The organism is Streptomyces anulatus, from assembly GCF_014650675.1.
GTDB classification, from domain to species: domain Bacteria; phylum Actinomycetota; class Actinomycetes; order Streptomycetales; family Streptomycetaceae; genus Streptomyces; species Streptomyces anulatus.
The window spans coordinates 149,429-174,939 of the sequence record NZ_BMVK01000010.1 but is presented as its reverse complement, the minus strand read 5'-3'; the positions used below and the strand labels follow the sequence as shown (position 1 = coordinate 174,939).

General features: G+C 71.9%; 25 protein-coding genes. 13 read left to right on the top strand and 12 right to left on the bottom strand.

The features are described 5' to 3' along the window. Nucleotides 1-8: 8 nt before the first annotated feature. The gene (locus IE272_RS24350) at nucleotides 9-896 is read left to right on the top strand and encodes an SIS domain-containing protein (RefSeq protein ID WP_032792601.1); all 888 of its coding nucleotides are present in this window, start codon (nucleotides 9-11) and stop codon (nucleotides 894-896) included. A gap of 48 nt (nucleotides 897-944) precedes the next feature. After that, the gene (locus IE272_RS24345; RefSeq protein ID WP_057667812.1) at nucleotides 945-1,814 is read left to right on the top strand and encodes a class II fructose-bisphosphate aldolase; all 870 of its coding nucleotides are present in this window, start codon (nucleotides 945-947) and stop codon (nucleotides 1,812-1,814) included. A 75-nt stretch (nucleotides 1,815-1,889) separates the two neighbouring features. On the opposite strand, the gene IE272_RS24340 is transcribed toward IE272_RS24345, so the two are convergent. The 5 genes from IE272_RS24340 to IE272_RS24320 all read right to left on the bottom strand — a co-directional run bounded on the left by IE272_RS24340 (nucleotide 1,890) and on the right by IE272_RS24320 (nucleotide 7,614). Beyond that, the gene (locus IE272_RS24340) at nucleotides 1,890-2,927 is read right to left on the bottom strand and encodes a hydroxyacid dehydrogenase (RefSeq protein WP_078961521.1); all 1,038 of its coding nucleotides are present in this window, start codon (nucleotides 2,925-2,927) and stop codon (nucleotides 1,890-1,892) included. After that, nucleotides 2,924-3,853 (bottom strand): carbohydrate ABC transporter permease, encoded by a 930-nt coding sequence (locus IE272_RS24335; RefSeq protein ID WP_056704381.1) that lies wholly within the window; start codon nucleotides 3,851-3,853, stop codon nucleotides 2,924-2,926. Before IE272_RS24335 ends, IE272_RS24340 begins: the two co-directional genes overlap by 4 nt. Beyond that, nucleotides 3,850-4,851 (bottom strand): carbohydrate ABC transporter permease, encoded by a 1,002-nt coding sequence (locus IE272_RS24330; protein ID WP_179890776.1) that lies wholly within the window; start codon nucleotides 4,849-4,851, stop codon nucleotides 3,850-3,852. Before IE272_RS24330 ends, IE272_RS24335 begins: the two co-directional genes overlap by 4 nt. Before the next feature lie 84 nt (nucleotides 4,852-4,935). Next, entirely contained in the window at nucleotides 4,936-6,243 is a 1,308-nt protein-coding gene (locus IE272_RS24325) for an ABC transporter substrate-binding protein (RefSeq protein WP_190007962.1), read from the bottom strand. A gap of 222 nt (nucleotides 6,244-6,465) precedes the next feature. Continuing rightward, nucleotides 6,466-7,614 (bottom strand): substrate-binding domain-containing protein, encoded by a 1,149-nt coding sequence (locus IE272_RS24320; protein ID WP_098892375.1) that lies wholly within the window; start codon nucleotides 7,612-7,614, stop codon nucleotides 6,466-6,468. Nucleotides 7,615-8,013: 399 nt separating this feature from the next. Between IE272_RS24320 and IE272_RS24315 the strand changes: the two genes are divergently transcribed. Continuing rightward, the gene (locus IE272_RS24315) at nucleotides 8,014-10,428 is read left to right on the top strand and encodes a polysaccharide lyase 8 family protein (protein WP_190007960.1); all 2,415 of its coding nucleotides are present in this window, start codon (nucleotides 8,014-8,016) and stop codon (nucleotides 10,426-10,428) included. A gap of 112 nt (nucleotides 10,429-10,540) precedes the next feature. Here the strand turns inward: IE272_RS24315 and aac(3) are convergent, their stop codons facing one another. Beyond that, on the bottom strand, nucleotides 10,541-11,395 hold the full coding sequence (aac(3), locus tag IE272_RS24310; RefSeq protein ID WP_050363007.1) for an aminoglycoside 3-N-acetyltransferase: 855 nt from the start codon (nucleotides 11,393-11,395) through the stop codon (nucleotides 10,541-10,543). Between the two features lie 95 nt (nucleotides 11,396-11,490). Here aac(3) and IE272_RS24305 point away from each other — a divergent pair, with 95 nt between their 5' ends. After that, nucleotides 11,491-12,003, top strand: coding sequence for a DinB family protein (locus IE272_RS24305; protein WP_050363006.1), 513 nt, complete (start codon nucleotides 11,491-11,493; stop codon nucleotides 12,001-12,003). Nucleotides 12,004-12,134: 131 nt separating this feature from the next. Beyond that, nucleotides 12,135-12,878, top strand: coding sequence for a transporter substrate-binding domain-containing protein (locus IE272_RS24300; protein WP_050363005.1), 744 nt, complete (start codon nucleotides 12,135-12,137; stop codon nucleotides 12,876-12,878). Nucleotides 12,879-12,998: 120 nt separating this feature from the next. Here IE272_RS24300 and IE272_RS24295 read toward each other — a convergent pair whose 3' ends face one another. Continuing rightward, nucleotides 12,999-13,499, bottom strand: coding sequence for a GNAT family N-acetyltransferase (locus tag IE272_RS24295; protein WP_050363004.1), 501 nt, complete (start codon nucleotides 13,497-13,499; stop codon nucleotides 12,999-13,001). Nucleotides 13,500-14,050: 551 nt separating this feature from the next. Here IE272_RS24295 and IE272_RS24290 point away from each other — a divergent pair. After that, a complete protein-coding gene (locus IE272_RS24290; protein ID WP_050363003.1) occupies nucleotides 14,051-15,559 on the top strand; it encodes a hypothetical protein in 1,509 nt (502 codons plus the stop codon). Between the two features lie 39 nt (nucleotides 15,560-15,598). Here IE272_RS24290 and IE272_RS24285 read toward each other — a convergent pair whose 3' ends face one another. Both IE272_RS24285 and IE272_RS24280 read right to left on the bottom strand, forming a co-directional pair. Further along, nucleotides 15,599-15,769 carry a DUF6381 family protein gene (locus tag IE272_RS24285; protein ID WP_007453065.1) on the bottom strand — a complete coding sequence of 57 codons (171 nt, stop codon included), beginning with the start codon at nucleotides 15,767-15,769 and terminating at the stop codon, nucleotides 15,599-15,601. Nucleotides 15,770-15,923: 154 nt separating this feature from the next. After that, a complete protein-coding gene (locus IE272_RS24280; protein WP_050363002.1) occupies nucleotides 15,924-16,358 on the bottom strand; it encodes a hypothetical protein in 435 nt (144 codons plus the stop codon). Nucleotides 16,359-16,529: 171 nt separating this feature from the next. Here IE272_RS24280 and IE272_RS24275 point away from each other — a divergent pair, with 171 nt between their 5' ends. Together IE272_RS24275 and IE272_RS24270 are read left to right on the top strand one after the other, a co-directional pair. After that, nucleotides 16,530-17,042 (top strand): helix-turn-helix domain-containing protein, encoded by a 513-nt coding sequence (locus IE272_RS24275; RefSeq protein WP_050363001.1) that lies wholly within the window; start codon nucleotides 16,530-16,532, stop codon nucleotides 17,040-17,042. Further along, nucleotides 17,035-17,421 carry a DUF4180 domain-containing protein gene (locus IE272_RS24270; RefSeq protein ID WP_050363000.1) on the top strand — a complete coding sequence of 129 codons (387 nt, stop codon included), beginning with the start codon at nucleotides 17,035-17,037 and terminating at the stop codon, nucleotides 17,419-17,421. The genes IE272_RS24275 and IE272_RS24270 overlap by 8 nt, the downstream gene beginning before the upstream one ends. An 89-nt stretch (nucleotides 17,422-17,510) precedes the next feature. On the opposite strand, the gene IE272_RS24265 is transcribed toward IE272_RS24270, so the two are convergent. Continuing rightward, the gene (locus tag IE272_RS24265) at nucleotides 17,511-18,494 is read right to left on the bottom strand and encodes a sporulation protein (protein ID WP_050362999.1); all 984 of its coding nucleotides are present in this window, start codon (nucleotides 18,492-18,494) and stop codon (nucleotides 17,511-17,513) included. 367 nt (nucleotides 18,495-18,861) lie between these two features. On the opposite strand from IE272_RS24265, the gene IE272_RS24260 reads away from it, so the two are divergent. From IE272_RS24260 to IE272_RS24240, 5 genes are all read left to right on the top strand, one after another. Next, complete coding sequence (locus tag IE272_RS24260) at nucleotides 18,862-20,199, top strand: hemolysin family protein (protein ID WP_050362998.1); 1,338 nt, start codon at nucleotides 18,862-18,864, stop codon at nucleotides 20,197-20,199. Continuing rightward, nucleotides 20,196-21,212 carry a hemolysin family protein gene (locus tag IE272_RS24255; RefSeq protein WP_050362997.1) on the top strand — a complete coding sequence of 339 codons (1,017 nt, stop codon included), beginning with the start codon at nucleotides 20,196-20,198 and terminating at the stop codon, nucleotides 21,210-21,212. Before IE272_RS24260 ends, IE272_RS24255 begins: the two co-directional genes overlap by 4 nt. A 125-nt stretch (nucleotides 21,213-21,337) precedes the next feature. After that, nucleotides 21,338-21,958 (top strand): L-threonylcarbamoyladenylate synthase, encoded by a 621-nt coding sequence (locus IE272_RS24250; RefSeq protein WP_050362996.1) that lies wholly within the window; start codon nucleotides 21,338-21,340, stop codon nucleotides 21,956-21,958. A 75-nt stretch (nucleotides 21,959-22,033) separates the two neighbouring features. Next, entirely contained in the window at nucleotides 22,034-22,654 is a 621-nt protein-coding gene (locus IE272_RS24245) for a hypothetical protein (RefSeq protein WP_050362995.1), read from the top strand. 116 nt (nucleotides 22,655-22,770) lie between these two features. After that, on the top strand, nucleotides 22,771-22,995 hold the full coding sequence (locus IE272_RS24240) for a hypothetical protein (protein ID WP_003964170.1): 225 nt from the start codon (nucleotides 22,771-22,773) through the stop codon (nucleotides 22,993-22,995). On the opposite strand, the gene IE272_RS24235 is transcribed toward IE272_RS24240, so the two are convergent. Next, complete coding sequence (locus tag IE272_RS24235) at nucleotides 22,980-23,549, bottom strand: P-loop nucleotide/nucleoside kinase family protein (RefSeq protein WP_190008074.1); 570 nt, start codon at nucleotides 23,547-23,549, stop codon at nucleotides 22,980-22,982. The two genes, IE272_RS24240 and IE272_RS24235, sit on opposite strands and share 16 nt — an antisense overlap. Nucleotides 23,550-23,584: 35 nt before the next feature. Beyond that, nucleotides 23,585-25,261, bottom strand: coding sequence for an ABC-F family ATP-binding cassette domain-containing protein (locus IE272_RS39445; protein WP_190007958.1), 1,677 nt, complete (start codon nucleotides 25,259-25,261; stop codon nucleotides 23,585-23,587). Nucleotides 25,262-25,511 lie beyond the last annotated feature (250 nt).

Here is a 25,511-nt window from a genome sequence, read left to right as displayed (position 1 = left end):
GAGCACAGATGACGCACGTGGCTCAGGAGCTGGCCAGTCAGCCCGACTGCTGGCAGGTGGCCGCCGGCATGGCGGACGGGCTCGCCCACCGGCTTCCGGCGGCCGGCGAGCGCATCGCCGTGGTCGGCTGCGGTACGTCGTACTTCATGGCCCAGGCCTACGCGGCGCTTCGGGAGGGCAGCGGCCAGGGCGAGACCGACGCCTTCGCCGCTTCGGAGTTCCCGGCGGGCCGCCCCTACGACCGGGTCGTGGCGCTGAGCCGCTCCGGCACCACGACGGAGGTGCTCGGGCTTCTCGGGAAGATCGGTGACACGACCCGCCGCACAGTGGTCATCGGCGACCCCGACACCCCGATGGCGGCGATGGCCGACGACACGATCGTGCTCGAGTTCGCCGACGAGAAGTCCGTCGTGCAAACCCGCTTCGCCACCTCGGCGCTGACCCTGCTCCGCGCCCATCTGGGCCTGCACACCGACGCGGTCGTCGAGGACGCCCAGGTCGCGCTCGCCGAGCCGCTGCCCACGGGTCTTGTGGAGTGCAGCCAGTTCACCTTCCTCGGGCAGGGGTGGAGCGTGGGTCTCGCCAACGAGGCCGCGCTGAAGATGCGCGAGGCCGCGCTCGCCTGGACCGAGGCGTACCCGGCGATGGAGTACCGGCACGGCCCGATCAGCATCTCCACCCGCTCCACCGCGACCTGGATGCTCGGCGAGGCCCCGTCCGGGCTGATGGACGAGGTGCACGCGACCGGCGCCCGGTGGGTGGCCGGCGGCCTCGACCCGCTGGCGGAGCTGGTCCGGGTGCAGCGTCTGGCGCTGGCCATCGCGAACGCCCGCGGTCTCGACCCGGACCGGCCGCGCCACCTCACCCGCTCGGTCATCCTCAGCAGCACGGCCTGACGGCCCGGACGCCCCTCCCGCCCGACGGTCCCTCACCCCGGAGTCGCCATGTCCATCGCCGCAACCGGCGATCTGATCGCCGAGGCCGCCGCACAGCACCGTGCGGTCGCCGCGTTCAACGTCATCACCCTGGAACACGCGGAAGCCGTCGCCGAGGGCGCGGAGGCGGCGGGGGCGCCGGTGATCCTGCAGATCAGCGAGAACGCCGTCGCCTACCACCGGGGCCGGCCCCGTCCGCTCTCGCGCGCCGCGGCGGAGGTGGCCGACCAGGCCGCCGTCCCCGTCTCCCTGCACCTCGATCATGTGCAGTCGACCGAGCTGCTGCACCGGGCGGCGGACTGCGGTTTCAGTTCGGCGATGTTCGACGCAGCCCGGCTGCCGTACACGGAGAACCTGGCGGCCACCCGCGCCGCCGTCGTATGGGCGCACGAGCGGGGCCTGTGGCTGGAGGCCGAACTCGGGCAGGTCGGCGGGAAGAACGGGGAGCCTGCGCTCGACGCCCATGCGCCCGGGGCCCGTACGGATCCCGACGAGGCACGGTCGTTCGTCGCGGCCACCGGCGTCGACGCGCTGGCCGTGGCGGTCGGCACCTCGCACGCGATGACCTCGCGGGACGCCGTCATCGACCACGGTCTGCTGGGCAGGCTGCGGGAGGCCGTGCCGGTTCCTCTGGTGCTGCACGGTTCGTCCGGCGCCTCCGACGAGGAACTGGCCCGCGCGGTGGCGGGCGGGATCCGCAAGGTCAACATCGGTACCGCGCTCAACATCGCGATGACCGGCGCGATACGGGAGCGGCTGGCCCGGGACGACCGGGGCGTGGATCCGCGCCGCTATCTGGCGGACGGCCGGGACGCGATGGCCCGCACGGTGGCCCGGATGATCTCGGTCCTGCCCGCCGGGCGGGCGCACGCCGCGTGACGCTGCGCCGGGGCGTCCCGACGGGGCGTCCCGGCGCAGCGTGCCGGCGGGCGGAACGGATGTACGGGTACGGGGTCAGGCCTGCTGGTGCAGGGTGCGGGGGTCCACGGCGTGGGCGAACGGCAGGCCGTGCGCGTAGCGTTCGAGTTCGTCGACCGCCGCGTCCGCGAGCCGGTGGAGTTCGCCGCCCTGGGACCCGGCGATATGCGGGGTGAGAAGGACGTTCGGCAGGTCGTAGAGGGGTGAGTCGGCGGGCAGGACTTCCGGTTCCGTGTGGTCGAGCACGGCGTTCAGGCGCCCGGCGACCAGCTCCTTCACGAGCGCGTCGGTGTCCACCAGGGAGCCGCGTGCGGTGTTGACGAGGGTCGCCCCGTCCCTCATCAGGGCGAGACGCCCGGCGTCGAACAGATGCCGGGTCGCCGGGAGTTCGGGGGCGTGGATGCTGACGACGTCGCTCCGTGCCGCCAGGGCGTCGAGGCCCGCCCGCTCCACGCCCAGGGTCCGGGCGCCGTCCTCGTCCAGGTACGGGTCATGCACCAGGACGCGCAGATCGTAGGGGCGCAGCAGTTCGACGACGCGGCGTCCGATGCGGGAGGCGCCGACGATGCCCACGGTGCGGCGGTAGTTGCCGACGGCGGGGAACCGCCTCAGGAGGTCCACCCGGGAGCGGGCCTCGCGGTAGACGCGGGCGCTCTCCAGGATCTGCTTGTTGGCGAAGAGGATCGCCGCGACCGTGTATTCGGCGACCGGGAAGGCGTTGGCCGTGGCGGCGGTGCTGACGGCGATGCCCCGGTCCCAGACGTCCTGGGTGATGTGGTGCTTGACGGAGCCGGCGGCGTGGACGACCGCCCGTAGCCGGGGCATGGCGCTCAGGGCCGCCGGGCCGAGCGGCGGGCAGCCCCAGCCGGTGAACAGGACCTCGGCCTCGTGGAGCCCGGTGCGCTGGGCGGGGTCGTCGGCGCCGAAGTCGGTGACGAGGAGGCCGGGGACGAGGTCGGCGACGCGGGTGAGCCGGTCGAGGGCTTCGGGGGCCAGGATCGCCGCACGGGTCTCGCCGCTCATCGCCAGGACGGTGCGGGGGCGGGTCCGCTGGGGCGCGGCGGAGTGGCTCACTTGACGGCTCCTGCGGTGAGGCCCGAGCGCCAGAAGCGCTGGAGGCAGAGGAAGGCGACGATCAGGGGGACGACGGCGACGAGCGAGCCGATGATGACCAGCGGGTAGAGCTCCGGCTGCTGGTAGACGTTCTGGTTCCACATGTACAGGCCCAGGTTGACCGGGTAGAGCCGGTCGTCGTTGAGCATCATGAGCGCGCCGTAGAAGTTGTTCCAGCTCGCGGTGAAGGAGAACAGGAAGATGGTCACGAAGCCGGGCGCCAGCATCGGCAGGGCCACCTTCACGAAGGTCCGCACCTCTCCCGCCCCGTCCATCCGGGCCGCTTCCAGGACCTCGCCCGGTACGTACCCCTCGGAGAAGACGCGGGCCAGGTAGACCCCGAACGGGTTCACCAGGCTGGGGATCAGGACGGCCCAGTAGGTGTTGACGAGGCCCAGTTCGGAGGCCATCAGGTAGAGCGGCAGCTGGACGACGGTCGAGGGGATGAGGACGCCGACGAGGACGATCCCGAACCACTTCTCCCGGCCGCGGAAGGCGTACTTGTCGAAGGCGTAGCCGCAGGCCACCGAGATGAGGGTGGAGAGCCCGGACGCGACGACGGTGTACAGGAGGCTGTTGAGCAGCCAGCGGACGAAGACCCCGTCGTTGTAGTCGAGGAGGGCGGTCAGGTTGGCCAGGAACCGGAAGTCGCCGAGGCTGAACGGGTTGGTGGCGAACAGGTCCCGGTAGCTCTTGGTGGAGGCGATGAGCAGCCAGGTCAGCGGCATCAGGGTGTAGACGGCGACGACGGCGAGGATGCCGTTCACCACGACGCGGGAGGTGATCCCCCGGCCGCGGCGGTCGGGCGGCGGTGCGGAGCGGCGTCCGGCGCGGCGGGGCGGCGTGGGTGCGGGCGGTGCGTCGGGGGTGGCTGTCTGGGTGCTCATGAGGCCTTCCACCGGTTGCCGAGCTTGGTGACGACGAAGGACAGCAGGCCGGCGACGAGGGCGAGCAGGAGGGAGCTCGCGGCGGCCAGGCCGTAGTCGTGGCCCTTGAAGGCCGCGGTGTAGATGAACATGGTCGGCGACCAGTCCTCGCCCATGGTGTTGGCCCGCAGCTGGACGAGTTTGGGGGCGTCGAAGAGCTGGATGGCGCCGACGCAGGTGAACAGCAGGGTCAGGACGACGGTGGGCCGGATCATGGGGATCTTGACCTGGAGGGCGGTGCGCAGGGCCCCGGCCCCGTCGACGGTCGCCGCTTCGAGGACCTCGCGGGGAACGGCCTGGAGACCCGCGTAGAAGATGATCATGTTGTAGCCGGTCCACTGCCAGGCGGAGATGTTGACGACCGAGAGGATCGCCTCATCCTGGCCGAAGAAGTTCCACTGGGCGCCGAGCGCGTCGAGGGCGTCGGTGATCGGGCTGAGCCCCGGTGTGTAGAGGTAGAGCCAGATCAGCGAGGCGATCAGGCCGGGTACCGCGTGCGGCAGGAAGTAGGCGATCTGGAAGAAGCGCCGGGCTCTGGCCATGGTCGAGTCGACGAGCAGGGCCAGGACGAGTGCTCCGCCGACCATCGCGGGGATGTAGAGCGCGCAGTAGAGAGCGATGTTCCCGAACGAACGGAGGAACGCCTCGTTGCCCAGGGCTTCGGTGAAGTTGCCGAATCCGGCGAAGACGCGCTCCGTGCCGCCGAATCCCAGGCCCGAGGACTCCTCCCGGTAGAGGCTCATCCAGGCCGCGTAGAACATCGGCAGGACGGTGACGGCGGTGAAGAGCGCGAAGAACGGGATCGTGAACAGGGCGACGGCCCGGCGCTGTCCGCTTCGGGTGCCGGGGCCGCCCGGCTTTCCCGGTCCGGCGGAAACGGCCGGACCGGCGGGCCCCGCGGGCGGCGGCGCTACCTGGGGTGCCGGGGTCTTGGCCGGCCGGGCGAGTGGGGCTGCCACCTGATGCTCCTTCGGCTGGTTGGGGTGGGCGGGAGGGAGGGGAGGCGGGCTGCCCGGCACGGTGTGTCCCGGGCAGCCGTGCGGCTACTTGTCGAGCTTCAGGCCGCGGTCGGTGACCGCGGTCTCGCCCTTCGCCTGACCGGAGGTGAGCATCTTCGTGTGGTCGCTGCCCGCGGCCATCTGCGCCGAGACGACCTGCTGCTGCACCGGGCCCCAGGTCCAGCCGGGCACGATGGTGTCGGCGGCCTCGCCGGCCACGGCGTAGACGTCCTGGCCGGCGAAGTAGGAGGTGTCGAACTCCTTCGCCGCCGCGGCGCGCATGCCCTCGTTGGCGGGCAGGGCGCTGCTGGGGGCCTTGAGGGAGCTGAGGCGGGCGGTCATGGCCGCGGGGTCGGTGGTGACCCACTTGATGAACTCGGCGGCCGCATCGGTGTGTTCGCTGCCCTTGGGCACGATGTAGGAGGTTCCGCCGTACATGCCGGTGCTCGGCTTGCCGTCCCAGGTGGGCAGGGGGGCTATGCCCCACTTGCCTTTGCTGTCGGGGTAGCTGACGGGGAAGGTGCCGGCGCTCCAGGCGGCGCCGATGACGGTGGCGACCTTGCCGGTGGAGCGCTCCTTGGCCTCGCCCTCGCCCCAGAGCGGGGTCCTGGAGGCGAGGCCGTCCGCGAGGAGGTCGTCCCAGTAGGCGGCGACCTTGCGGGACGCCGGGTCGTCGATGTTCACCTTCCAGGCGTCGCCGTTGGTGCCGTACCACTGGGCGCCGGCCTGCCAGGCGAGTCCGGAGAGCAGGGCGGGGTCGCCGCCGCCGAAGTTGGTGATGGTGACGTCGGGGTCGGCCCGGTGGATCTTCTCGGCGGCCGTGCGGTATTCGGCCCAGGTCGTCGGCACCTCGACGCCGTGCTTCTTGAACAGGTCCTTGCGGTAGAAGAGCTGGATGGGCGTGACGTCGAACGGCACCGCCCAGGTGGAGCCGCCGAGGTTGACCAGGGACTGGAGCGCCTCGGGGAACTCCTTCTTCACCAGTTCGCCGGAGCTGGGCGTGAGGTCCACCAGGTTGCCCTCGCTGGCGTACTCGGGCAGGGCGGAGTAGTCCATGGTGGCCACGTCGGGGGCGTTGCCGCCCTTGACCGCGTTGGACAGCTTGGTGACGCCCTCGGGGCCCGCGGGGACCAAGGAGAACTTGATCTTGATGCCGGTCTGCGTCTTGTTGAACGCGTCGGCCGTCTCCTTGGCGCCCAGGGCGGACGACCAGAAGGTGAGCGTGACGGGCTTGCCGTCGCCGGGGCCCGAGGCGTCCGAACCCGATCCACCGCCGCAGGCGGTGGCGAGCAGGGCGAGTGAGGCGGCGGACGCCGCGAGGGCGAGACGGGACGTGCGGGCGGTACAGGGCATGGGCCGGCTCCTACGGGACCTCGAACTGCGGGAGATGAGGTGAACGGCACACATCATTTTGCGCGGAAGCGATCGCCGTCAAGAGCAAATGACCAATTCAATCAAATCGATCATCTATGGATCGGGAGCCGTCCCTGGCGCCATCGAGCCCCGGGCATGCGAAGAGCCGTTCCCGCAGGGCCTGTTGACCCGGGCACGGCTCCTCGCGCGGCACTTCTTCCGTCAGGGGGCGGCGGCGACCGCCCCGCAGGAGACCCGGATCCGCAGGGTGGGCAGGATGTCCAGGTGCCTGCGGGCGGCGGCACCCCGGCCCACCTCCCCCGCGCCCGTCACCGCACCCGCGACCGTCCCACCGGGTTCCGCCACGCCCAGCCGGTCCAGCAGGAGCCGGGCGGCGGCCGCCCCGACGGCGTGCTTGTCCGGGGCCACGGCGGTGAGCGGCAGGTCGGCGAGTCCGGCGACCTCGTCGTCGTACGCGATCACCGCGAGGTCCTCGGGCACCCGCACGCCCCGGGCCTGGAGCCGTGGGATGAGGACGATCGCGTCCGCGTCGCTGTGCACGATCGCGGCGGTCACGTTGCCGCTCGCCACGGCCTGGCACAGATACTCCAGCGTCCGCTCGAAACGCTTCGCCTCCGACCGCGACGGGGCGTCGTCCAGCGGCGCGGCCGACACCGGGGTCAGCCCCAGCGCCTCCACGGCGGCCCGGTATCCGACCCGGAGCCGGGGAGCGGTCGGGCTGTCCTGCACGGCGAGCGCGATCGCCCGGTGCCCCAGCCCGGCCAGATGCGCCACCGCCTCGGCGGCTCCGTGCGCGTGGTCCGAGCGCACCCGGTCCAGGCCCGCCGCAGGATGGCCGAGGGGCGCCGAGCGCTCCACCAGGACGACCGGGACCTCCTGCTCCGCCGTCCACAGCCCCTCGCCCCGCTCCGGGCAGCCGCGCTCCCAGCTCGGCGTCAGCAGGAGTCCGTCGGCGCCGGTGGACAGCAGCCGGCGGGCCTGGGCGGCGTCCTCGTCCGGGAGGTAGCGGGAGAGCCCGATCGTCAGCCGGGCGCCCGCGGCCTCGACGGTCTGCCGGGCGCCGCGCACCACGTCGGCGTAGTAGTACTCGGTGGTCGGCACCACCATGCCCACCACCAGCCCTTCGGCGGGGGGTGCGGCGGCGGGGGCGGGCCGGGACTGCCCGGTGGGCCACACCACCGCGCCGTGCAGCCGCTCCACGAGGCCCTGGGCCGCCAGCGCCTCGACGTCCCGGCGCAGGGTGACGGCGGACATGCCGAGTTCCTCGGCGAGTTCGGCGACGCGCAGGCTGCCGCGCTCGCGGACGAGCTCGAGCACCCGCTCGTGGCGCTGGTCGACGTGCAGTCGCATGGATCCCCCTGGACTCGGAGACGGCTGGGCAGTGGCCCGACGGTGTTCCGGCGGCCGATCGGCCGCCGCCCGGGCGACGGAACCGCTCGGACACGGTTCCCGCGCGGCTGCCTCCCGGGACCCGTCCGGCATGCCTCAACCATATCGATCACTTCCGCTCGAAACGATCCGAGCGGGGTTTTGCCCCGGTGCGACGGGCGCACGCCGGTTCGCGCCCGGATCAGACATACACACCCCGAGAAACGATCGATACGATCAATTCGGCCAAAGTCATTGAGCGAGTCGTCTGGCGGCTGCTAGAAAGTGCCCGCCCGCTCAGAACAGTCGGATCCCGGGAACAGCTCAGCACCCTGCGCCCGGGGTTCCCGGCGGAGACACGTCACCGACCCGGAGCTCCCCATGACTTCTGCCTGGTCCCGCCGTACCTTCCTGGCCACCTCCGCGGCGCTCACCGCCGCGGGCGGCGGAGCGCTGACGCTCGCCGCGCCCGGCGCCGCCTCCGCCGCTCCCGAGGACGATCCGTACGCCGCGCTCCGCACCACCTGGAGCACGCTGATCCTCGGCGAGGGGTTCAGCCCGACCGCCGAACCCTTCAGGAGCCGGCTGGCCGATCTCGGCGTGAAGGCCTCGCGATGGCTGGAGACCATGGCGCCGGCGGAGGGCTCGCTCTGGCCCGACGCGGTGTTCGCGGATCCGGACCCGGACACGGACGCCGAGTCGTACGTCCTCTCCGGACGCATGGCCGACAGCTTCATCCGCCTGAACACCATGGCCCAGGCCTACCGCCAGCAGGGCACCGGCCTCACCGGGAACGCCGGACTGCGCGATGCGGTGCTCAATGGCCTGGAGCATCTCAACACCCAGGTCTACAACGACGGCCAGACCCGGTACGGCAACTGGTACAGCTGGCAGATCGGCGCGCCGCAGGCCCTGCTGGACGTGTGCGTGCTGATGTACGACGCCATCGCCCCGGAGCGGCGCGCGCGCTACTGCGCCGCCGTCGACCACTTCGTACCGGACTCCGCCGTCGCCTCGTACACCGGGACCAGCACCGGGGCGAACCGGGTCGACCTGTGCCGGGTGCTGGCCCTGCGCGGGGTCGTCGGAGGGAGCGCGGCGAAGATCGCGCTGGCCCGGGACGCCCTCTCCCCCGTCTTCCCGCTGGTGACCAAGGGCGACGGCCTGTACGCCGACGGCTCGTTCATCCAGCACACCACCGTGCCGTACACCGGCAGCTACGGATCGGTGATGCTCGGCGGGCTCGGCCTGCTGTTCGCGCTGCTGAAGGAGAGCACCTGGGAGGTCACCGACCCCAAGCGGCAAGTGGTGTTCGACGCGGTGGAGAACGCCTGGGCGCCGTTCCTCTTCAACGGCCTCGTCATGGACTCCGTCGCGGGGCGCGCGATCAGCCGGGGCGAGGTCGACGACCACCGGCGCGGGCACCCCATCCTCGCCTCCGTCGTGCTGCTCGGGCGCGGCGCGTCGGCCGCCGAGAACGCGCGGTGGCGGGCGCTCGTCAAGGGCTGGGCGCAGCGTGACTACTACAGCCCGCCGCTGAGCAACCCCTCGCTCGGGCTCACCGCCCTGGCCCGCCTCAAGTCCGTACTGGACGACACCTCGCTCACCCCGGTCCCCGAGCCCGACGGCCACCGGCTGTTCCCCGACATGGCGCGGGCCACGCACCGCCGTCCGGGCTGGGCGGCGTCGCTGAGCATGGCGGACCGGCGGATCACCTACTACGAGGTCGGCAACGGCGAGAATCTGCGCGGCTGGCACACCGGGTCGGGGATGCTCTACTGGTGGGGCGACACCTTCGCCAACGGCCAGTACAGCGACGCCTTCTGGCCCACCGTCGACCCGTACCGGCTGCCCGGCACCACGGCCTCGCGCAAGGTCCTCGCCGACGGGGCGGGCGGCGACTGGGGCACATCGCTCCCCGATGTGAACTGGGTCGGCGGGGTCACCGACAGGAAGCGGGCCGCCGTGGGGCAGTACCTCAAGGGGCTGTCCAGCACGCTGATGGCGAAGAAGTCCTGGTTCTTCCTCGACGACACCGTCGTGTGCCTGGGCGCGGGCATCCACAGCCGCGACGGCGCGGCCGTGGAGACCACCGTCGACAACCGCAACCTCGGGCCGACGGGCAACGCCCCGTTCACCGTCGACGGCTCGCTCGAACCGCTCACGTTCCCCTGGTCGGCGACGCTGACCGGCACGTCCTGGGCGCATCTCGCCGGGCACGGCGGTTACGTCTTCCCGGGCGGGGCCACCGTGAAGGCGCTGCGGGAGGACCGGACGGGCCGCTGGCGCGACATCAACACGGCGGGCTCCACGGATCCGGTCTCCCGGAAGTACCTCACGCTCTGGTTCGACCACGGGAAGGACCCGTCGGACGCCACGTACGCGTACCAGCTCCTGCCCGGCGCGTCCGAGCAGCGCACGGCGGCGCGGGCGGCGGACGGCGGCTGGCTGCGCGTGCTCGCCAACACCGACGACCAGCAGGGGGTGGCGGTGGACTCGCTCGGGCTGACCGCCGTCAACTTCTGGTTCGGCGGGAGCGTCGGGCCGCTGGTTGCGGACGCCCCGTGCTCGGTGATGGTCACCGAGCACGCCGACGGGACGGCGACGGTGTGTGTCAGCGACCCCATGCGGATGCGGACGAGCCTGACCCTCACGTGGAACCGGGCCGTCGCCTCGGTCGTGTCGAAGCCGGCGACGGTGACGTCGGCGACCGCGGGGGCGTCGCTGCGCCTCGTCTTCGGCGACCTCTCCGGGACGCGCGGGGCGACGCAGACGATCAAGGTACGGCTGTCCTGAGCCGCGCCGGCGGGCCGCGCGGCGCACGCCCTGCGCGACCCGCCGGACGGGACTTCTCCGGCAGCCGGACGTCAGGAGGCCCGGTTCAGGCGTCCGGTGCACGCTGCCCGGTTCAGGAGGCCTGGTTCAGATGCTCCTCGATCCAGCGGACGCCGAACTCCACGGCCGGGCCCGCGTCGAACAGGTGGCTCCCGGCCGCCCCGACGAAGCCCTCCCGCCCGATGCCCGCCGCCAGCATGCTCCCGACGATCGCCGCGAAGGGGTCCTGCCCCTCGGGAACGGCCGATGAGTAGTCGAACGCGCCGTTCTCGGAGTCGATGTCGTGGAAGGTGCGCCAGACCCGCTCGCCCTGCACCTCGATGGGCTGTTCGTACGTCACGAACCGTTTGCCGGGGGCCTGTGCCAGCGCCTCCGCGTGGTGCAGCAGCGTCATCGACTCCCGGGGCGCGCCGAGGAGAAGCACCCGGCCGCCGAGGGCCACCAGGCGTGCCAGCGGGCTGCCGGGACCGTGCGGGTCGTCCCACGGGTGGGCTTCCGTCAGGGCGGCGGCCGAGGCGCCGAGCGCCGCGAGACTCACGTCGGGGTGACGGCTGCGCACGGCCCCGGGCCTGCGGCGCAGAGCCTCCGGGAGCCGGCCGTTGGCGTGCTCGGCCTCGCTCGTCTCCGGGTCGAACGCAGGGTGGTGGGCGCGCACGGCCTCCTGCCAGGCGCGGGGCCAGCCGGTGAAGCCGTAGGGCGGGGCGTCGTTCCAGCCGCAGGTGACCAGCAGGGTGCCGGTCGGTCCCACCACGTCCAGCAACGCGTCGATGACGGTCTGGGGGCCGCCGGGGACGTAGCCGATCGCGGACAGCCGCGTATGGAACATCACGGTGTCGCCCGGGGCGAGGCCGAGTCCGGCCAGGTCGTCCCGGATCCGGTCCCGGGTCACCGGCCCGTCGGAGCGTCGCAGCAGTTCCCTCTCGTCCATGCCTCACCACCCTAGATGTCCGGAGGAAACCCGCCTGACCGGGCGGACGTGTGCCGGTCATACTGTCGGCCGGCACACGGACTGGGGAACATCACATGACGAACGACGACCGGATCGGGCCCCCGCTGCTGGGGAGCGAGCGCGAGACGCTGCGGGCCTTTCTCGACTACCAGCGGGAGACCCTGGCCATGAAGTGCGCGGGGCTGGGCGACGAGGAGTTGCGCGAGCGGTCGATGCCTCCGTCCACCTTGTCTCTGCTGGCTCTGGTGCGGCACCTGGCCGAGGTGGAACGCGCCTGGTTCCGGCGGGTGTTCGAGGACGCGGAGGCCCCGATGGTGTGGTCGGAGAAGGCCTTCGACTTCCAGGCGGCGTACGACGCGAGCACCTCGACCCGGGAAGAGGCGTTCGCCGCCTGGGAGGCGGAGGTGGAGACCTCGCGCCGGATCGAACGGGAGGCGGACTCACTGGATCTGGTGGGGCGTCAGCCGCGCTGGGAGAAGGATGTCTCGCTGCGGATGGTCATGGTGCACGTCCTGCTGGAGTACGGCCGCCACAACGGTCACGCCGACCTGCTGCGAGAAGGGGTGGACGGCACGGTGGGGGCCTGAGAGCGCGGATGGCGGCCGCCTCGCTTCCCTGTCCACCGAGGCCGAGGGGCGGCTCCCTGTCCATCGAGGCCGAGGGGCGGCCGTCCCGTACGCTCATCGACCGCGGCCGACGCGCTCGTAGACTCGGCGCCATGACTCAGCAGCCCGCGTCCCCCGACCTCGCCCCCGCCTTCGCGCCCGGCGGCGCCCTGCGTGCCTCGATCAACCTCGGCAATCCGATCCTGGCCCACCGGGATCCGGCGAGCGGCGAGCCGGCCGGAGTCTCCGTCGATCTCGCGCGGGAGTTCGGGCGGCGGCTCGGGGTGCCCGTCGAGCTGGTGGCCTTCGAGAGGGCCGCGCTCTCGGTCGACGCGGTGCGGGCCGAGCGGGCGGACATCGGCTTCTTCGCGGTCGATCCCGCCCGGGGCGAGGGACTGCGGTTCACCGCCCCGTACGTCCTCATCGAGGGCGCGTATCTGGTGCCGCAGGCGTCCCCGGTCTCCGAGAACGGCCAGGTGGACCGCGAGGGCACCCGGATCTCGGTCGGGGCCGGGTCCGCGTACGACCTCTTCCTCACCCGTGAGATCCGCGAGGCCGAGATCGTCCGGCTGGAGGGCGCCCCTCGCGCGCTCGCGGCCCTGCGGGCCGGTGAGGTCGAGGTGGCCGCCGGGATCCGGCAGTTGCTGGAGGCCGAGGCCGCGCGGGCCGAAGGCGTACGGGTGCTGCCGGGACGGTTCATGGTGATCCGGCAGGCCATGGGGGTGCCGGCCGGGCGAGGGGCCGCGGCACAGGAGCTGCTGGCGTCGTTCGTGGAGGAGATGAAGGCGGTCGGCTTCGTCGCCGATGCCCTGAAGCGTCATGGCGTCGAAGGTGCGATCGTGGCGCCCGCGGGCTGAACCCCCCGCCGGGCGGCCGTCGATCGTGGGCGTGGCGACGGGGAGGCCGACGTCGGGTCGGCCGGGGGGCGACTTCAGGCGGCTCGGCGGAACGGCCGGGTGAAGGGCGCGTTCTTCGCCTCAGCGGCGACGGGTCAGCACGCGGGTGGTGCTGCCGTCGTCCTCCTCGATGTCCCTCGTGTGCTCGAAGCCGATTCTGCCCAGCAGGGTAAGCGAGGCCTCGTTCGCCGCCGCGACCGTGGCGTGGACCTCGGTCAGCCCGAGGGCCCCGAAGCCGTGGGCGATGACGGCCTGTGCCAGCTCGGTCCCCAGGCCCGTCCCCCACGCCGTGGGCGTCAGGGCGTAGATGATCTCGTGGCCGTCGACGGCGTCGGTCCGCTTGATCTCTGCGTGCCCGACGAGGAGTCCGTCGCGCCGGACGGCCCAGACGGCGAACAGGTCCTGGGCGTAGACCTTGGTGAAGACCCGCCCGAACAGAGCCCGGTCCTCCGCCTCGGAGGAAGGCCCGTCACCCATCCAACGGGACACCTCGGCGTCCTGGAACAGAGCGACGAAGGCCTCTTCGTCCTCGGGGACATAGCGCTCCAGCAGGAGCCTCTCGGTACGCAGCGTCGGGGTCACGGCGCGTGACGCTACCCGGGCGACAACCGCCCGGGCAATCGACATTTCCAGCAGACCCGCGAGCGCTCTGTCACCTCTGCGGGGGAATCAGCCACTCTAACGAGGTAATGCCCGACAGATCGCGGGATAGTACATTAGGGACGGCAACGAAGAAGACAAGTGACTGAGCTTCAGATAGGCCCATGCCCGAGCGCCCAACGCGGTTCGCCCAGGAGCGGAATCGCGGAGTCGGGCCGACATGGCCGCTTCTGCTTCCCACCCCAAGGACATGACCGGCCGCGGCAAGACGTAGCCGGATAGCGGTCGACATCAGGTCAGAAGCACCCCGGCGAAAGGTCGCCGGACGGTCTTCCGCCACTTCTCGGCCGGGCGGCCGGCTTCAGGTCCGCCGGCTTCACCTCCGCCGGTCCTTCCATGGGCCTGCCTCAGCTCGATCCCCTTCCGTTCCGTCCGACGAGCCGGCGCACCCTCCCCTCGTGGCCCACCCGCGCAGCAGCGGCACGGAGCGCAGGAGCACTTCCAACACCCCATCTTCTTCACGGAGTTGACTCATGAGCGGATGCGGCTGCGGGCAGTCCCCGATCACCATCGGCGGCTGTCAGCCCTCCAAGCCGGCCTGCCCTCCCGTCGCTTGCCCCGGCTCCAAGCCGTGCGAGCACTGCGAGACGACCCCCCTGCGCGACTCCGCGCCGTACCGGGTCGCGGCGACCGCGACCAGCACCGACCCGACGCCTTACTACACCATCGCCAACACGCACGCCGCACTGGACCCCGCCGCCGCGCGGACCATCCTGAACAGCGGCACAGGCACGTTCCCGGCCGACGACGGGACGCACAACGGCCAGCACACCTGGCTCGCCGGCGTCGTGCACATCGACCCCGCGTCCCTGCGCGGCAACCCCACCGACGTCACGATCAGCGCCTCGGTCCATGTCCACAACGACGGCAGGAGCACCGCCTGTCGACTCTACGGCCGCTTCGCCCTGTGGAACGGCACGACCCCGGTCCGCACCGACCTCCTGGGCCCACCCGATCTGCCGGCGGGTGGAGACGACCACGGCGTCATCCCACCGACCACCGTGCCCCTCGCGGACGTCCTCGCGGGAAAGGTCGTCGTCGAGCTCAACCTGGAGACGGGCAACGACGACACCTGCCGAGTCGGCCCCAAGCAGTGGACCGTCGACAGCTTCGTCCTCACCGTCCAGGCGTCCGCCCCGGGCTGCGGCCGACCGTTCCTCCGCACGACCTGCCGCAACTGCGACGGCGCGGTCACCTGCACGACCGACACCCTCGACGGCTCGACCACCTACGCCCCGGTCCCCCCGGTCATCCCGGTCGACTCCTGCCGGGACGGCTGCGCCACCGCCCGCCCGCCGTGCATCTCCACCGACCGGGGCAACGCCGTCACCCGGGGCAGCGACGGGTGTCTGTACGCGCCCGACACGCCTGCTCTTGATCCGTCCCCGTGCAACGCCGCACGGAACACGACCGGTGGGCTGCTCGTGCCGAGAATCGACCTGACGGGCCTCGCTCCTGGCGGCAACAGCGGCATCGAACGGTCGGTGGACATCGATGTCACCGGGACGCCCGGCTGCCCCGAGAGGTGGGCGATCGGCGCCCGTCTCACCCCGGTGAGCGCGTTCCTCAACGCCGAGCGGCAGCACGCCGACCTCCTGGCCCGGGCCGGTACCGACGTGCCGATCCCCGAGTCCGACATCGTGCTCCCGGAACCCGGCGTCTACCACATCGACAGCGACGTGCGGTACGCGCTCGGTTCCGCCACCGGCGGCAGCGGCTACATCATCGGCTGGCTCAGGGACGAGACCACGGACACCCTCCTGACGAGCTTCACCCAGATCGCGGCGATCAACGCGACGAGGCAGGAGCAGCAAGGCGGAACCACGCACATCATGACCGAGTACGCGGTCGCCTCCGGCCCCCGGACGGTACGCCTGCACCTGATGTTCGTCCTCACCGGCGGCAAGATCTCCGACGCCGAGGCCGGCGGCACCGACAGCAACGGCGCGACCCGGATGCGCTTCCTCAAAGTCAGGGATTAGGACGTCGCCATCTTTCGGGCGCGACCGCTGCAACACACTTCAGGAGGGGCGGGTGTCGGCCGCGGGGTCCTCGCGCAGCAGGCGCAGGGCCTTCTCCCGCAGCCGCTGCCGGTGCTCGGGGTCGGTGGCCCGGTCGGCGGCGCGGCCCAGTTCCTCGGCGCGTTCACGGGTGCGGCGGGCTCGCTCCACCGGGGTGTCGTACAGGTTCATGGGATGTCCTCCGTCATCGGCCCTCCGTCGGCAACACCCGTTGCGTGCGCGACCGGAGCCCCAGCGTCACCGGAGTCGGTCCGGTCCGCATCTCGTGCGGCTACGTTCGGTGACGGCGGGAGGAGGCGGGTTCCGGGACGACGGCGACCGCCCGTCACTCGGCGGTGTGGTCCGGATGCCCCTCGGTCCGCCGGACCGCCTTCATCTCGGCCTCGTAGAGGTGGTCGCGGCCCTCGGCGAGCTCCTGCCTGATCTGCCGTTCGATCGTCCGGAACACGTCGTAGTAGGTGGCGTTGTACTCCTCGACGATCTGGAACGTCCAGTGCCCGGGAATCACGTTGCGGCCGAGGATCTCGCGTTCGACCAGATCGGCGTGCGGTCCGTGCCCCGCGGCGCGGAGCAGTCGTACGGCGTCGTCGAGCGCGAGATCGGCGCTCCCGGTGAGCTGATGGAAGTCGTAGAGGGCGCCGCGGGCACGCTCGGCGGTCTCCAGCGCCTTCGACAGGGCCCCGAGCGCCTCGACGGTCGTGTCGCTCACGCCTTCGGGTCGATGGTGCCGCGAATCGGGCGGCCGGGATTCCGGTTTCATGGGGTTCCTTGTCCGTGGGCGGCCGTTCGTTTCCCACCTTGCTACCCGGGGCTTCGTCGCACCCGTCGAGTACGTCCGGGCCGGGTGATCACCAGCTGCGGCATTCCTCAAACAACACTATCTTCGTGCATCAGAGTCCCGTGGGAGTTGTTTAGCGTAGGATGCGGAATTATGGGGAATGACGAGCGGGAGCTCTACTCGGTCGGCGAGGTGGCCGAGCTGCTGGGGCTGCATGTGCGGACCGTCCGGAACTACGTGCACGACGGCCGGCTCAAGGCCGTCCGGATCGGCAAGCAGTACCGGATCGCCAAGAAGGATCTGGCCGCCCTGACCGGTCGGCCGACCGACGACACGGGCCCGGAACCGACCTCCGCGCCGGGACACGTCGAGGTGTCCAGCATCGTGCAGATCGATGCGCTCGGTCCGGACGCCGCGCACCGGCTGAGCACGTTCGTCACGGCGGGCGCGCAGTCCGCGCGGGACGCGTCGGACCCCCTGCGCATCCAGACGGTCTACGACAAGGAGCGAACCCGGATGAAGATCGTCATTCTCGGCGGCGCCGCCGCCACCGCCGATCTGCTCCACATGATCGACGGCCTGCTGGGCCCGGACAGCGGCCTGTTCACCTCCGCCTCCGTCTCCACCTCCACCTCCGCCTCCACGCAGGGGGCGGACCGTGCCTGAGGTGGTCGAGCACCACGGCGTTCCGGTCCTGGTGTGCGAGGCCGACGGGATCGCCATCGCCGACGTCCAGGACGCACTCGACCATCTGATCGGTGCCGCGTTCGCGTGTGCGGAGGTGGTCGCGGTGCCGTCCGCACGGCTGGACGACCGCTTCTTCGACCTGAGCACCGGACTCGCCGGAGCCATCCTGCAGAAGTTCGCGAACTACCGGCTCCGCCTCGTCGTCCTCGGGGACATCAGCCATCACCTGTCGGCCAGTTCGGCCCTCCCCGACCTCGTCCGTGAGGCCAACCGGGGCCGGGACATCTGGTTCGTCCCGGATCTGGACGCTCTCGCCGAACGGCTGGCTCCGAACGTGGTCGGACGGTCGTCCGGCTGAGGCCGCCGTCTCCGGGGCGGCGAGGACCCGCGGCGCGGCGGGCGGAAGACGTCCCGCCCGTCGCGCCGGACCGCACGCGGCCGGAAGGGTCAGCCCTCGTCGTCGCCCCCCGCGTCCTCGTCGCCCTCCTCGTCCTCGAAGGCGTCGCCGATCTCGTCGACGACTTCGGCGGCGACCATGCCGCCGACGACGCCGACGGCCACGCCCGCCGCGACCCCGGCGACCACCGCACCCGTGCTGGGACCCGACCGGTGCTGGTCACCGTGGTGCTCGACGCCCGAGGGCGGCGTCGCACGGGCCTCGTGACCGGCGATGACCTCCTTCAGCCAGGCGTCGACCTGGGCGTTCCAGTCGGTGTGCGGGACCGCGTGGTGCGAGGCGGTGAAGCGGTGGACCGTGTCGTGGCCGTCGGAGAACAGTCCGGCGCGCTTGTCCGCCTCGATCACGATCTCCAGACCGCCCGGAGTGGCGATGAAGGTCACCTCGATCTCGTTGACGGCGTGCGCGTGGCCGGCCGGCGGGAGGATCTCGATCTCCTGGTAGCAGGGCAGCTGCTGACCGGTGCCCCGGATGTGTCCGAGCTCCAGGTCGGCCGACCTGAACGCGTAACCGAGCTGCCCGAAGGCCTCCAGGATCGCTTCCTGCGCGGGCAGCGGTCCCACCGCGAGCGCGTCGAGGTCGCCCTTGTCGCGCGCTCCCGCGACTTCCAGCTCCGTCCGGATGCCGAGCACGGGGCCGAGGTGCTGGCCGTGGAGCTCGGTGATCGGCGTCTCCCACGGCAGGGTGACGGTGAACGGCACCGTGTGCTCGGCCTCCTCCGCCAGCCGGAACCCGCCGCCGACGGTGAACCGTTCGAGGACGACCGTGCCCTCGTGCTCCTCGTCCTGGCCCTCCATCTCGACCCGGGCGACGAGGAGAAGCGAGATCCGGTCGACCGTCACGTCCGATCCGCCGCCCCGCAGGCGGACCTCTCCGGTGACGAGACCGCCGGGCAGGGCAGGGCCGGGCTCCAGAACGGTGTCGACGGAGGGGCCACCGACCCCGAGGGCTCCGAGCAACTTCTTGAACACCATTTGCGGCGTCCGCTCCTTCTGTGGATGGGCGATCTCTACGGATGGGTGATCGAGGGTGCGTGAGCCACCTCGCCGGGCAGAACCTCCCGAGAAGCAAAGACTTTCCCAAGCCCGCGACCACTACGCTCAGTTCCGGCCATCAAGATCGCGGATGGCGTGACCACCCCGGGGCCGCACTCCGTGTGACACCCGCCACTCCCGTTTGCTTTGCGTTCCCTTTACTATCTATGGGGCGGGTTCACACCCGTCTTCCACCGTCGATCCCGACGACCCGAACAGAGAAGGAGCTGCGCACCGCAATGGGTGAGCCTCCCAGTACGAACCGTGTCATCCCCGACCCCACGCACCGGGGGACGGAGGTGACACGGTGAGCGAAGTGGCCCTTCTCCTCCTCGCCCTCGCGCTGACACTGGCCTGTGCCGTGTTCGTCGCCGCCGAGTTCTCGCTCACGACCATCGAGCGCAGCGAGCTCGAACGCGCTGTGAAGGCCGGGGAGCGTGGTGCCGAGAGCGCGCTCAAGGCAGCCAAGCGGCTCACCTTCCAGCTCTCCGGCGCCCAGCTCGGCATCACCGTGACCTCGCTGGTCATCGGCATGCTGGCCGAGCCGTCCCTCGCGGTGCTGCTGCGCGGCCCGCTGGAGGGTGCGGGGCTTCCGGCCGGCGCCGTGTCCACGGTCGCCACCCTCCTCGGCGTGGCCGTCTCCACCGTGGTCCTCATGGTCGTCGGTGAGCTGGTCCCGAAGAACTGGGCGATCTCCAGCCCGCTCACGGTGGCCAAGGTCGTCTCGACCCCGCAGCGGGCCTTCACGGCCTGCTTCGCTCCGCTGATCCGGCACCTCAACAACACCGCGAACCGTTTCGTGCGCCGCCTGGGCCTGGAGCCGGCCGAGGAGCTGGCCTCCGCCCGTACGCCGCAGGAACTGATCGCGCTCGCCCAGCACTCCGCCCGCGAGGGCGCCATCGAGCAGGACTCGGCCGAGCTGTTCGTCCGCACCCTGCACCTGGCGGAGCTGTCCGCCGAGAACGTGATGACGCCGCGCGTCGACGTACGGGCGCTGGAGGCGCACGCCACCGCCGCCGACGCCGCCAACCTCACGCTGGCCACCGGCCTGTCCCGCTTCCCGGTCTACCGGGACAGCCTGGACGAGGTCATCGGCACCGTCCACATCCGCGATGTGCTCGCCCTGGACGAGTCCGAGCGGGCCGGGACCCCCGTCACGGCCCTGGCGACCGAGCCGCTCCTCGTCCCCGACTCGCTGCCCGTGGACCGGCTGCTCGCGCAGTTGCGCAAGCGCCGGACGATGGCGGTGGTGATCGACGAGTACGGCGGTACGGCGGGGGTCGCCACCGTCGAGGACATCGTCGAGGAGGTCGTCGGCGAGGTCCGCGACGAGCACGACCCCCATGAGCGCCCCGACCTCGCACCGGCCGAGCCGCTCGGCGACGGGCGCCCGGTCTGGGAGGCCGAGGGCAGCATCCGGCTGGACCAGCTCGACCGGATCGGATTCGGCGCGCCGGAAGGCCCCTACGAGACGCTCGCCGGGCTGCTCGCCAACCAGCTGGCCCGCATCCCGGTCCGTACGGACCGGGTGGAGGTCGACGGCTGGCAGTTCGACGTGCTCGACATCGAGCACCACCGGGCCGACCGGGTCCGGATCAGCGCGCCCGCACCGGCGCCGGCCCTCGTGGAGGAGGACGCCCGATGACCGCCGTACAGCTCGCCATCGGCGCGCTCACCCTCCTCACCAACGCGTTCTTCGTCGGCGCGGAGTTCGCCCTCATCTCGGTCCGCCGCAGTCAGATCGAACCGCAGGCCATGCGGGGCAGCCGACGCGCGAAGAGCGCCCTGTGGGGCCTCGAACACCTGTCGGCCGCCATGGCCACCGCGCAACTCGGCATCACCATCTCCTCCTTGGTGCTGGGCGCCGTGGCGGAACCGGCCATCGCCCATCTGCTGGAGCCGCCGTTCGACGCGGTCGGCGTGCCGGAGGCGCTGGTCCACCCGATCGCCTTTGTGATCGCGCTGACGCTGGCGACGTATCTGCACATGCTCATCGGCGAGATGATCCCGAAGAACATCGCGCTGGCCGCCCCCGTCGCCACCGCGCTGGCGCTGGGACCGCCCCTGGTCGGCCTGACCCGGGCGCTGCGGCCGGTCATCTTCGGCATCAACGCCTTCGCCAACATGCTGCTGCGGCTGCTCAAGGTCGACCCCAAGGACGAGGTCGCCTCGGTGTTCACCGACGACGAGCTCGTGCGGCTGGTCAAGGACTCCAGCGACGCGGGGCTGCTGGCCCCGGCCGACGGGGAGCGGCTGCGGGACGCGCTGGAGCTCGGGACCCGGCCGGTCGGCGAGGTGATGGTCCCGCTGAACCGGACCGTCACCGTCGACCTGGGCATCACCCCGCAGGGTCTGGAGCGGGCCGCCGTCGCCTCGGGCTTCTCCCGGCTGCCGGTCACCGGACCCGACGACGGGCTGCTGGGCTACTTCCACATCAAGGACGCCCTCGGCGTCGCGGAGCGCACCGAGGCGCTGCCCACGAGCGCTCTCCACCCCGTCATCCGGGTCGAGATCGACACCCCGCTCGACGACACCCTCACCGCGATGCGTGCCGCCGGTACGCACCTCGCGGCGGTCGCCGGGGACAAGGGCACGGTCATCGGCTTCGTGACCATGGAGGACGTACTGGACGAGCTGGTGGGGGCCGCCGCGCTCTGACCGGCCCGGCGGTGAACACCACCGCGCGAAGCGGAAGAAGAGGCGGCCCGTCGCACGACGGGCCGCCTCCGACGCTTCCCGGCGGAGGGCTCTACCGGTCCCGCCCGAGCGCGTAAGCTCGGCGAATGGCCAAGTACTTCGACGTGCACCCCGCAAATCCCCAGCCCCGCACCATCAGCACGGTGGTCGACAGCATCCGGTCAGGTGCGCTCGTCGCGTACCCGACCGACTCGTGCTACGCACTGGGCTGCCAGTTGGGCAACCGTGACGCCCTGGGCCGGATCCGGTCGATCCGGAACCTCGACGACAAGCACCACTTCACGCTGGTGTGCCACGACTTCGCGCAGCTGTCGCAGTTCGTCCGCGTGGACAACGACGTGTTCCGGGCGATCAAGGCGGCGACTCCCGGCAGCTACACCTTCATCCTCCCGGCGACGAAGGAGGTTCCCCGCCAGTTGCTGCACCCGAAGAAGAAGACGGTCGGCGTACGCATCCCCGACCACGTCGTGACCCAGGCGCTGGTCGCCGAGCTCGGCGAGCCGCTGCTCTCCAGCACCCTGCTGCTGCCGGACGAGGAGGAGCCGCTGACGCAGGGCTGGGAGATCAAGGAGCGACTGGAGCACGAGGTGGACGCCGTCATCGACTCGGGCGACTGCGGGACCGAGCTGACCACGGTCATCGACTTCTCCGGCGACGAGCCCGAGATCGTACGCCGCGGGGCCGGGGACACGTCCCGCTTCGAGTAGCCCGTACGGCGACGGGGCCCGCCGCGCCGCCAGCCGGTCCTCCCCCGCGGCCCGTGACGGGGGAGACTGGCGGGCGTGACACGTGAGCGACTGCGGTTCGACGGCTGGATCGCCGGTGTGGGGACCGCCTCGGGCACCCGGCTGGTGGTCGGCCACTGGCCGCGTTCGCCGTTCGGGGCGTTCAGCGACGTCATGGTCGAGCATGGCGACGGCGAACGAGTCCTGCTGGCCCCGTCCCGGCGGATCGCGGACTTCGTGGCCGCCACGTACCGCTTCGACCGGATCGAGGTGGTGCCCGTGACCGTCACCGTCGCCGGTGACACCTGGCTCGTCGAGGCGGGGCCGCTGCGTCTGCGGCTGCGGACAGGCCGCCGCTCCGCCCTCGGCGTGCTGCTGTCCGCGGTCCCGGCCCCGCTCGCCCGCAGCCCGGTCTGGGCCGCGCTGTGCGATGTGCCGGCCCGGTTGCTGATGCCCGGCGTACGCACCCTGGGCCGCGCGGGTCCGGGGCGGCGGGAGTGGTACGGGGCGCGGGGGCTGCGGCCGGTCGTCGCCGCCGACGCCGTGCTGGGCGGGGCGGATCTGGGGCCGCTCTCCCCGCTCGATCCGCCCGTCGCCTTCGGGTTCGGTTCCGCCCCGCGCGGCCCCTGCCTGGTGCGTGTCACCACAACGGTGGAACTCGGATCCGCCGAGCGGTGAGGCCCGCCCCGGCCCCCGGGGAGGGCGCGGGAGCCTTTTCCGGGGCGGCTTCGGCCCACCGCCGGAGGGGGCGGGCCGGGGATGCGAGGGTGCGGGGCGCGTCGCAGGGTGGACCCATGGCAAATCCCCCGATCGTCATCCACCGTCCGACCCCCTCGGGCGGCCGCCGGGTGACCGTGCACTACGAGGGCCGGGACGAGATACTCGGGCTGGCCCACAGCGACCACGACGTGATCGTGTTCCTGAACGAGGCCGGCCTCGAAGAAGCGGACCGGATCCTCGACAACCCGGTCTGGGTGGAGTGGCGGGGCGGGCGGGCCCACCACTACGAGGCGGCCTGAGGGGCCGCACCGTCCACACCTCCCGCTCCGCGCAGCCCGTCGAGGATGGCCGAAACCGTCTCCTCGGGCGTCTGACCGGATGTGTCCAGCCACAGGCCGATACGCGGCGTCCCGCTCCGCAGATACGCGTCGAACACGTCGACCGTCCACTCCCCGTACCCCGTCTTCGCCCGTGCCTCCTCCCGCTCGCGCACGGTCCCGGGCGAGGGGGCGAGCACGACGACGTGGAGCGGACGGGTGCGGACCCTGCCGATGTAGCGGGGCAGGTCGTCGCCGAGGACGATGTCCTGGACGACGGCGGTCCATCCGTCGTCCGCGTAGGCGTCGGCCACCTGTGCCGAGATCCGCTGGCGCAGGTCGAGCTGGTTCCGTGCCTCCTCGGCCTCGTCGGGTGTCATCTCCGCGCGGCCGGAGACGATCATGCGGCGGAAGACGTCTCCGCGCACATGGACCGCTCGTGGCAGGCTCTCCGCCAGGAGCTGGGCGACGGTGGACTTTCCCGCGGCCATCACTCCGGTGATCAGTACGACGCAGGGGCCGAGGTCGGCGCCTATCCGGATCTCCTCCTCGTTCGATCGTGCGGTCGGTGTCACGCCGTGCCCGCCGGGGTGGACTCCGGGCTCCCGAACAGTTCGCGGACTTCCTCGGCGTCGGTCTCCCGCAGCGTGTCGTCCAGCAGGATCCAGCGGGTGATGCCCACGGATTCCAGGAACGGCAGATCGTGGCTGGCGATGACGAGCGCGCCCTTGTAGGACTCCAGGGCACTCGTCAGCTGCCGCACGCTGGCCAGGTCGAGGTTGTTCGTCGGCTCGTCCAGCAGCAGCAGTTGCGGGGCGGGGGCGGCGAGCATCGTCGCCGCGAGGGCGGCCCGGAAGCGTTCGCCGCCCGACAGGGTGCCCGCCGGCTGCTCCGCGCGGGCCCCCTTGAAGAGGAACCGGGCGAGCTGGGAGCGGATCTGGTTGTCGGTGGTGCCCGGGGCGGTGCGGGCGACGTTGTCGGCGACGCTCAGCGCGTCGTCGAGGACGTCCAGCCGCTGCGGGAGGAACTTCAGCGGCACCGCCGCCGTGGCCTCCCCGGTGCTCGGTGCGAGCTCCCCGGTGAGCGCCCGCAGCAGGGTCGTCTTACCGGCCCCGTTGCGGCCGACCAGGGCGATGCGTTCGGGTCCCTTCACCTGGAGGCTGCCCTCGCGCAGCCGTCCGTAGGGGAGGCTCAGGTCGCGTACGGTCAGGACGGTGCGGCCCGCAGGTACGGCGGTGTGGGGCAGGCTCACCTTGATCTCGGCGTCCCGGCGAATGGCTTCGGCGGCCTCCTCCCTGCGCTCGCGGGCCTCGTCGAGGCGGTCCTCGTGCAGGCCGCGCAGCCGGTCCCCGGACTCCTGGGCCGAGCGCTTGCGTTCCCCGGCGACGATGCGCGGGGCCTTCCGCTGGCCGTCCAGCTTCTTGTCGTGGCGCTGGCGGCGGGCCACCTTGATCCGGGTCTCCTCCAGTTCGCGCTGCTGGCGGCGTACGTCGGCGTCGGCGGCGCGCAGCATCCGCCCGGCGGCCTCCTGCTGGGTGGCGAGGGCCTCCTGGTAGGCGGACCAGCCGCCCCCGTACCAGCTGACCGAGCCCGATCGCAGTTCGGCGATGCGGTCGACCCGCTCCAGCAGGTCCCGGTCGTGGCTGACGACGATCAGGATCCCGGTGCGCCAGGAGTCGACGGCGTCGTAGAGCCTGCGGCGGGCGAACAGGTCCAGGTTGTTGGTCGGCTCGTCGAGGAGGAGGACGTCCGGGCGTTCCAGGAGCAGCGCGGCCAGGCGCAGCAGGACGGTCTCGCCGCCGGACAACTGCCCGACGGTGCGGTCCAGTTCGACGGCGCCGAGCCCGAGGGAGCCGAGGGTGGCCAGGGCGCGCTCCTCGACGTCCCAGTCGTCGCCGATGGTCTCGAAGTGCTCCTCCCGTACGTCTCCGGACTCGATGGCACGCAGGGCGGCCCGGCGCGCGTCGATGCCGAGGGCCGCGTCGACGCGCAGGGAGGTGTCCAGGGTGATGTTCTGGGGCAGGTGGGCAAGGTTTCCGCCGACCGTGACGGACCCCTCGGCGGGGCGCAGCAGTCCGGCGAACAGGCGCAGCAGGGTCGACTTGCCGGCGCCGTTGGCTCCGGCCAGACCGGTGCGGCCCCGGGGGACGGTGAGGGAGAGACCGTCGAAGAGGTTCGTGCCGTCGGGCCACCGGAAGGTGAGGTTGGAGGCTGCCACGGAGGCGCTGGGCGCGGTGGGATGGCTCATGTGGTTCTCGCAGTCGGAAGCGGGAGGATCGGGGGGCTTCGTATGCGAACAGCACGCGGCGACCCGGCCCCGGGGGCCGGAAAGTGGTGGGAAGAACAGTCCTGCGAAGGTGAGGGACGGCTCAGCACCGAGGTCGCATCCACGCGGAAGTCACGGGCGGCAGAGATGCCGACAGCGTCGTGACCATGTACGGGCCAGGGCCGTACCGCGCGATGATCGCGGACCTCAGATGCGCAACGTCCACCTCTAT

Coding starts and splice junctions, on each gene's coding strand:
- IE272_RS24350 (WP_032792601.1), top strand. CDS start 9: ATGACGCACGTGGCTCAGGAGCTGGCCAGTCAGCCCGACTGCTGGCAG.
- IE272_RS24345 (WP_057667812.1), top strand. CDS start 945: ATGTCCATCGCCGCAACCGGCGATCTGATCGCCGAGGCCGCCGCACAG.
- IE272_RS24335 (WP_056704381.1), bottom strand. CDS start 3,853: ATGAGCACCCAGACAGCCACCCCCGACGCACCGCCCGCACCCACGCCG.
- IE272_RS24325 (WP_190007962.1), bottom strand. CDS start 6,243: ATGCCCTGTACCGCCCGCACGTCCCGTCTCGCCCTCGCGGCGTCCGCC.
- IE272_RS24320 (WP_098892375.1), bottom strand. CDS start 7,614: ATGCGACTGCACGTCGACCAGCGCCACGAGCGGGTGCTCGAGCTCGTC.
- IE272_RS24315 (WP_190007960.1), top strand. CDS start 8,014: ATGACTTCTGCCTGGTCCCGCCGTACCTTCCTGGCCACCTCCGCGGCG.
- IE272_RS24305 (WP_050363006.1), top strand. CDS start 11,491: ATGACGAACGACGACCGGATCGGGCCCCCGCTGCTGGGGAGCGAGCGC.
- IE272_RS24300 (WP_050363005.1), top strand. CDS start 12,135: ATGACTCAGCAGCCCGCGTCCCCCGACCTCGCCCCCGCCTTCGCGCCC.
- IE272_RS24290 (WP_050363003.1), top strand. CDS start 14,051: ATGAGCGGATGCGGCTGCGGGCAGTCCCCGATCACCATCGGCGGCTGT.
- IE272_RS24285 (WP_007453065.1), bottom strand. CDS start 15,769: ATGAACCTGTACGACACCCCGGTGGAGCGAGCCCGCCGCACCCGTGAA.
- IE272_RS24280 (WP_050363002.1), bottom strand. CDS start 16,358: ATGAAACCGGAATCCCGGCCGCCCGATTCGCGGCACCATCGACCCGAA.
- IE272_RS24275 (WP_050363001.1), top strand. CDS start 16,530: ATGGGGAATGACGAGCGGGAGCTCTACTCGGTCGGCGAGGTGGCCGAG.
- IE272_RS24265 (WP_050362999.1), bottom strand. CDS start 18,494: ATGGTGTTCAAGAAGTTGCTCGGAGCCCTCGGGGTCGGTGGCCCCTCC.
- IE272_RS24255 (WP_050362997.1), top strand. CDS start 20,196: ATGACCGCCGTACAGCTCGCCATCGGCGCGCTCACCCTCCTCACCAAC.
- IE272_RS24250 (WP_050362996.1), top strand. CDS start 21,338: ATGGCCAAGTACTTCGACGTGCACCCCGCAAATCCCCAGCCCCGCACC.
- IE272_RS24240 (WP_003964170.1), top strand. CDS start 22,771: ATGGCAAATCCCCCGATCGTCATCCACCGTCCGACCCCCTCGGGCGGC.
- IE272_RS39445 (WP_190007958.1), bottom strand. CDS start 25,261: ATGAGCCATCCCACCGCGCCCAGCGCCTCCGTGGCAGCCTCCAACCTC.